Below are 6,180 nucleotides of genomic sequence, written 5' to 3'. Positions count from 1 at the left end.
GTAAACACCACCTCAAAATTGCGATTTTCTACTTTGTCCAGCACCTCGAACCCATCTCCATCGGGCATAGAAATGTCTAAAAATACCAAATCAGGCTGCAGTGAATTAATTGCTTCTATACCAGACTTCACATTGTGCGCAAAACCGATTACCTCTACTTCTGAGCAATATTCTTCTAGTAATTTATGCAGAGTTGATTGACTCTTCACCTCATCATCTATAATTAGAGTTTTTATCATGGGTCACAGGGTTCATCTTCTTTTATAAGAGATTTTAAATATAAAAAAAAAGCACCCCAAAGAGAGTGCTTTTTAACATTTATATCAGTATTATTCACTAATTCCGGCTAAATCAAGTACAAAAGCATATTCTAATGCTACTTCGTGATAACGTTCAAATCGTCCGGAAGCTCCTCCATGGCCAAAATCCATGTTTATTTTAAGAAGTAACGGGTTTTTATCCGTCTTCATGGCACGCAATTTTGCCACCCACTTGGCAGGCTCCCAATATTGAACCTGAGAATCGTGCAATCCTGTAGTTACCAACATAGCAGGATAATCCTTCGCTTCCACATTATCGTATGGAGAATAGGAAAGCATATAATCGTAATACGCTTTCTCTTTCGGATTTCCCCACTCATCAAACTCGCCTGTGGTTAAAGGAATCGATTCATCTAACATGGTCGTTACCACATCCACGAAAGGTACAGCAGCTATAATGCCTTTGTATAAATCTGGACGCATGTTGCTAATGGCTCCCATGAGCAGACCTCCGGCACTTCCGCCCCAGGCAAACACCTCGTCTTTTGCTGCATATCCTTCAGCCACCATGAATTCGGCACAGGAGTTAAAATCAGTAAATGTATTCTTCTTTTTCAAGAGTTTTCCATCCTCGTACCAGTAGCGACCCATTTCCTGTCCTCCACGAACATGAGCCGTGGCCACCACAAAACCACGATCGAGCAAGCTTAAACGAACCGAACTAAAATAAACATCGGAGCTACTTCCGTAGGATCCATAAGCCGATAACCATAACGGATTGCTTCCTTTCTTAAACTTATCTTTACGGTACACCAATGAAATCGGTACTTTTGTTCCATCATTAGCAGTAGCCCAAATGCGTTTTGCCTCGTAATTTTCTTTATTGAAATCGCCCAAAACTTCCTGCTGTTTTAGCAAAGTTTTCTCCTGCGTTCCCATATTAAAATCGATGGTAGAGGTAGGTGTTGTTAATGATGTATATCCGTAACGAAGAACATCAGTCTCAAATTCTGGATTTGCAGAAATCCATGCATCGTAGGTTTCCTCGCCAAAATCAAGGTAATATTCATTCTTGGTATTCCAGTTTCTGATTCGCAATTGATTCAAACCATTCTTACGCTCTCCAACCACAAGGTAGTTCTCAAAAATTTCAAAATTACTCAAGAAAACATCCTCTCGATTGGCAATTACTTCCTCCCAATTTTCTTTGCCTGTTTTGTCAACAGGTGTTTTCATCAAACGAAAGTTTTTTGCCATATAATTGGTTCGAACGTAAAAATCACCTTGATAATGATCAATTCCATATTCCAAATCTTTTTCGCGAGCTTGAAACACCGTCCATTCCCCATTTGGTTTGCTGGCATCTAGAAAGCGATATTCGGAAGAAAGGGTACTGGTGGAACCAATGATAATGTATTTTTTCGATTTTGTTTTGTAGCAGAAAGCATAAAAAGTATTGTCTTTCTCCTCATAGACTAGCTCATCCTGATCTACGGAAGTCCCCAGTACGTGCTTAAACACCTTGTAGGGCAAAAGGGTTTCGGGATGCTTTACGGTATAAAAAACCGTTTTATTATCGTTCGCCCAAGTAATGCCTCCTGTTGTATTTTCAATTTCATCATCAAACTGACTATCATCTACCAAACTTTTGAACTTGATGTTGTATCTCCTGCGACTCAAAGTATCCTCAGAATAGGCTAAAATTTGATTGTCTTCGCTCACCGAAAAACTTCCAATAGCATAGTAGCTATAATCTTTAGCCATTTCGGGCACGTTCAGCATGATTTGTTCTTTCGCATCTAAACTTCCTTCTTTTCGACAATAAAAAGGATATTCATCGTCTCCTTCGGTACGACTATAGTAATAAAAGCCATTTGTTTTATAGGGAACCGATTCATCTGTTTTTTTGATACGCGCAATCATTTCATCAAATAATTTTGTTTGAAAATCCTCGGTATGCTTCATCATACTATTGGTATAACTATTTTCAGCATTCAGATAATTGATAACCGCCGTATCCTCTCGCTGATTCATCCAATAATAATTGTCGATTCGAGTGTCATCATGAATACTAAGCTCTTTGGCTATTTTTTTTGCAACTGGTGGTTGAGGCATGTTTGTTTTTTGACCACACGAAAGCGCCAAAAACGAGCTAATAACAAGCCCAACAAGTAATTTAGATTTCATTCTAGTAAATTTACAGGTGTGATTAGTATTCCATACAACCTTTCGGTCTTTGGTTCTGTTTTCAATTTTAAAACATCCACTAATTTAACAAAAATAACTCGCGCCAACTCACTTTTTCGATGCAAATAGAATTGAAACGATGAAATTGGCAATTAACTAGATGAAAGTACTTTTAGGTAAGAAACTCCCAATCGAATTTTATAGTACTCCACTTCTTCTTTTAAAAACAGGTACAAATCTTTCACATTTGTACTTTCATTTAAGGAATAATAAGCATCTTCGATCTGTTCCAATTCAGTAGGATTCAGATATTCAGTAAGATCTACATCTGCTCCTTTTTCGTACAATGAAGCCAAGTGTGAATAAATAGTTACTGGATTTATTTTTCTGATACTAGCAATCTCTTCCACAGAAAAACCCTGTTTGTAGTATTCGTAAGTTTGATAAAAAGATTCTCCACTTTTCTTTGCCTCCTGATTTTTCTTACTGGCAAATTCAATTATTTCATTGATAAAAAGATCGCCATATAGCTGATACTTTCGAACTCCAACTCCTGAAATTAGTTTCATTTCAAACTCGCTAGTAGGCTCTTCCTGCGCCATTTGTTGCAAACTAGCATCCGAAAAAACCAAGTATGGCGGAATGTTTTCGTCCCGTGAAATCTGCAATCGCAATTTGCGCAAGGCTTCGAACAAACCTTCACGTGCCTCCTGCTTATTCGTTTTTACAATTGGCTTGATTTCTGGTTCGGATTTCATACTTGCCAGATGCACCAAATTTACCAAACGTTCGCCAAAAAGAACTTCACGTCCCTGTTCGCTTAATCGCAAGGCATTGCCATTGTCATAAGCCACCGAAATATAACCCATGTTTAGTAGCTGAAGCAGATATTGCTGCCAATCTTGATAGGCAATATCTTTCCCAACACCATAGGTTTTTATTTTATTATAGCCTCTGCTCAAAATCTCATGTCGAGAGGAACCACGCAAAACGTCAATTAAAGTACCTGCTGCTACTTGCTCGCGCAAACGAACAATGGCCGAAAAAGCCTTTTGAGCAATAATGGTTCCGTCGAAAGATCGAGGAGGGTTTTTGCACACATCACAATTATTACAATTCTCCTCTAAATGCTCACCAAAATAGCTCAAGAGGATCTTTCGCCGGCAAATCTGAGCATCACAAAATTGCTGAATTCGTTCCAATTTGGCATTAGACACCTCTTTTTGTGCCGATTCCTCGATGAATTTACGATGCACAATCACATCTGAAAAGCTATAGAATAGTAGGGTATCGGCGCGAAGGCCATCGCGACCCGCTCGACCGATTTCCTGATAGTAAGACTCTATATTTCTTGGCAGATTGTAATGAATCACCCACCGCACATTCGATTTATCTATTCCCATACCAAAAGCAATGGTCGCACAAATAATAGGAACCTCATCATTGATAAAATCCTCTTGACGACGAGCTCGCTCTTCTGCTGATAAGCCTGCATGATAAAAAGAAGCGTTGACTCCTGCTTTCTGAAGTTTCTCCGACAATCCTTCTGTAGCCTTTCGACTTAAACAATAGATGATTCCAGATTGATGCGGCCGCTGACGGATAAATCCAAGAATAGATTTGAACTTGTCTTTTCCGGGTGCTACATTCAGACTTAAGTTAGGACGATCAAAAGAAGAGGTGAATTTTTGTGGATGTGTTAAACCCAACTGATTGGCGATGTCCTTTTGTGTTAAGCTATCGGCTGTAGCCGTTAAAGCCACCACTGGAACATGTGGAAATTGCTTTTTCAGATAAGCCATTTTTGTGTACTCGGGTCTAAAATCGTGCCCCCAAACCGAAATACAATGAGCCTCGTCTATGGCAAAAAGATTTACTTTCAACTGTAGGAGCAAATAATAAAAATCCTGACTCACTAATTTCTCTGGAGAAACATAGAGCAATTTTAATCTTCCACCCACAATTCGTTCGATTACCAGAGCTTGCTGAGCTGCAGATTGAGAACTGTTTAAAAAATCAGCATCAACTCCATTGGCACGCAATCCTTCCACCTGATCTTTCATGAGAGCAATCAGCGGCGAAACCACAACTGTCACTCCCTCCATAATAAGAGCTGGAATTTGGTAGCAAATGGACTTTCCTCCACCCGTAGGCATTATTACCAGTGCATCTTCCCCTTTTAGGATGGCTTGAATTACCTGTTCCTGCAAAGGTCTAAACTGATCGTACCCGAAGTATTTTTTTAGTGCGCGTTTGGCTGTTGACATGGATTCATTTTGATTGGGAGGACAAAGCTAGCACAATTGTTCTTCGATAAAAAATGATTTTATCAACTAGCAAAAATGGACAAGATTCATTCAACTAGCAAAACCATTTCAAAACCTGTCTTTGCAACATATTCAATAAGGCACAAAGCTGATAAAGATCATGCAAAAAACAAGATTGATAATAGAACAAAAAATTATTTTTACAGCAAATACAACAACAAAAACAAACGAACAAAATGAACGCAATTAAATCGTTTAAGGAAACCGATTTCCTTAAACAAAGAAGGTACGAAGCCGTGATGTTTCTTGTCACCTTTTTTGGGATCTTTGGCTACATCGGACACAACATGGGAGTTGCCAACATGCTTAATACCATTATGAATACTGCATGGGATCTTTTAATGAACACCGTTTTTTACATCATGGGAATTACCGTTCTTTCTGGAGCACTTGGGAGACTACTTATTGAATTTGGAGTTGTTCGTCTTTTGGAGAAAATTTTATCTCCTTTAATGAAACCTCTTTTCAATTTGCCTGGTGTTGGTGCCTTGGCAGGAGTCTTGACTTTTTTATCGGATAATCCAGCTATTATAAGTCTGGCAAAAGATAAAAACTTCAGTAAGTATTTTAAAAATTACCAACTGGTTTCTTTGACTAATTTTGGAACTGCTTTTGGTATGGGATTGATCGTAATCACCTTTATGTCGACCCTTCGAATCCCAGGTAGTGAAGAAAATTTATTTATTCCAGCCCTAGTCGGACTGAGCGGTGCTTTGATGGGAGCTATTGTATCAACACGCTTGATGCAACGATTAATTAGAGGTCAGATACCTGCTCGAAAAAACAAAGATTACGAAGGAGCTGCCGAAAAGATCAATTTTAAATCAGAAGGAGGCATTTTTCTGCGCTTTCTAAACTCTATTTTGGATGGTGGCAAATCGGGTGTTGATTTAGGCCTTGCAATTATTCCCGGGGTTTTGATCATTTCTACCATGGTGATGATGCTCACTTTTGGTCCCAAAGATGCCAGTTTAGGATATCAGGGCATTGCCTACGAAGGCGTGCCTCTTCTTCCTGAATTAGCAGGATATATTTGGTGGCTATTTGAAGGCTTATTTGGATTTGAAAATCCCGAACTTATTGCCTTTCCAATTACTTCACTTGGAGCTGTAGGTGCTGCCCTATCTCTAGTAAAAGCATTTATTACCAAAGGGATTATCGATGGAAATGTTATTGCCGTATTTACCGCTATGGGTATGTGTTGGAGTGGTTACTTAAGTACTCACACTGCCATGCTCGATACTTTAAACTATCGTGAACTTACTTCGAAAGCACTCCTTTCACATACCATTGGAGGCATTGTGGCAGGAACTTTTGCCCACTACATTTATGTGTTTGTATCAAACTTTCTGTAAAAAAACAGTTCAAAGATATTTGCTAAAAAGACGATTTAAATAGAATGATTT

General features: G+C 38.9%; 4 protein-coding genes. 1 reads left to right on the top strand and 3 read right to left on the bottom strand.

All coding sequences use genetic code 11. From position 1 onward, the window contains the following. The 3 genes from ABYT26_RS00720 to recQ all read right to left on the bottom strand — a co-directional run. A partial coding sequence (locus ABYT26_RS00720; protein ID WP_372750957.1) for a LytR/AlgR family response regulator transcription factor occupies window positions 1-239 on the bottom strand: 239 nt, incomplete at its 3' end. Window positions 240-329: 90 nt separating this feature from the next. After that, a complete protein-coding gene (locus tag ABYT26_RS00715; protein ID WP_372750956.1) occupies window positions 330-2,447 on the bottom strand; it encodes a S9 family peptidase in 2,118 nt (705 codons plus the stop codon). A gap of 152 nt (window positions 2,448-2,599) precedes the next feature. Beyond that, complete coding sequence (recQ, locus tag ABYT26_RS00710; protein ID WP_372750955.1) at window positions 2,600-4,714, bottom strand: DNA helicase RecQ; 2,115 nt, start codon at window positions 4,712-4,714, stop codon at window positions 2,600-2,602. A 236-nt stretch (window positions 4,715-4,950) separates the two neighbouring features. On the opposite strand from recQ, the gene ABYT26_RS00705 reads away from it, so the two are divergent. After that, on the top strand, window positions 4,951-6,129 hold the full coding sequence (locus ABYT26_RS00705) for a nucleoside recognition domain-containing protein (protein WP_372750954.1): 1,179 nt from the start codon (window positions 4,951-4,953) through the stop codon (window positions 6,127-6,129). Window positions 6,130-6,180: the final 51 nt, after the last annotated feature.

Origin of the sequence: Labilibaculum sp. (assembly GCF_041595635.1) — a bacterium.
Lineage (GTDB): Bacteria > Bacteroidota > Bacteroidia > Bacteroidales > Marinifilaceae > Labilibaculum.
The sequence above is the reverse complement of the archived record's forward strand: the minus strand, read 5'-3'. Positions and strand labels throughout refer to the sequence as shown.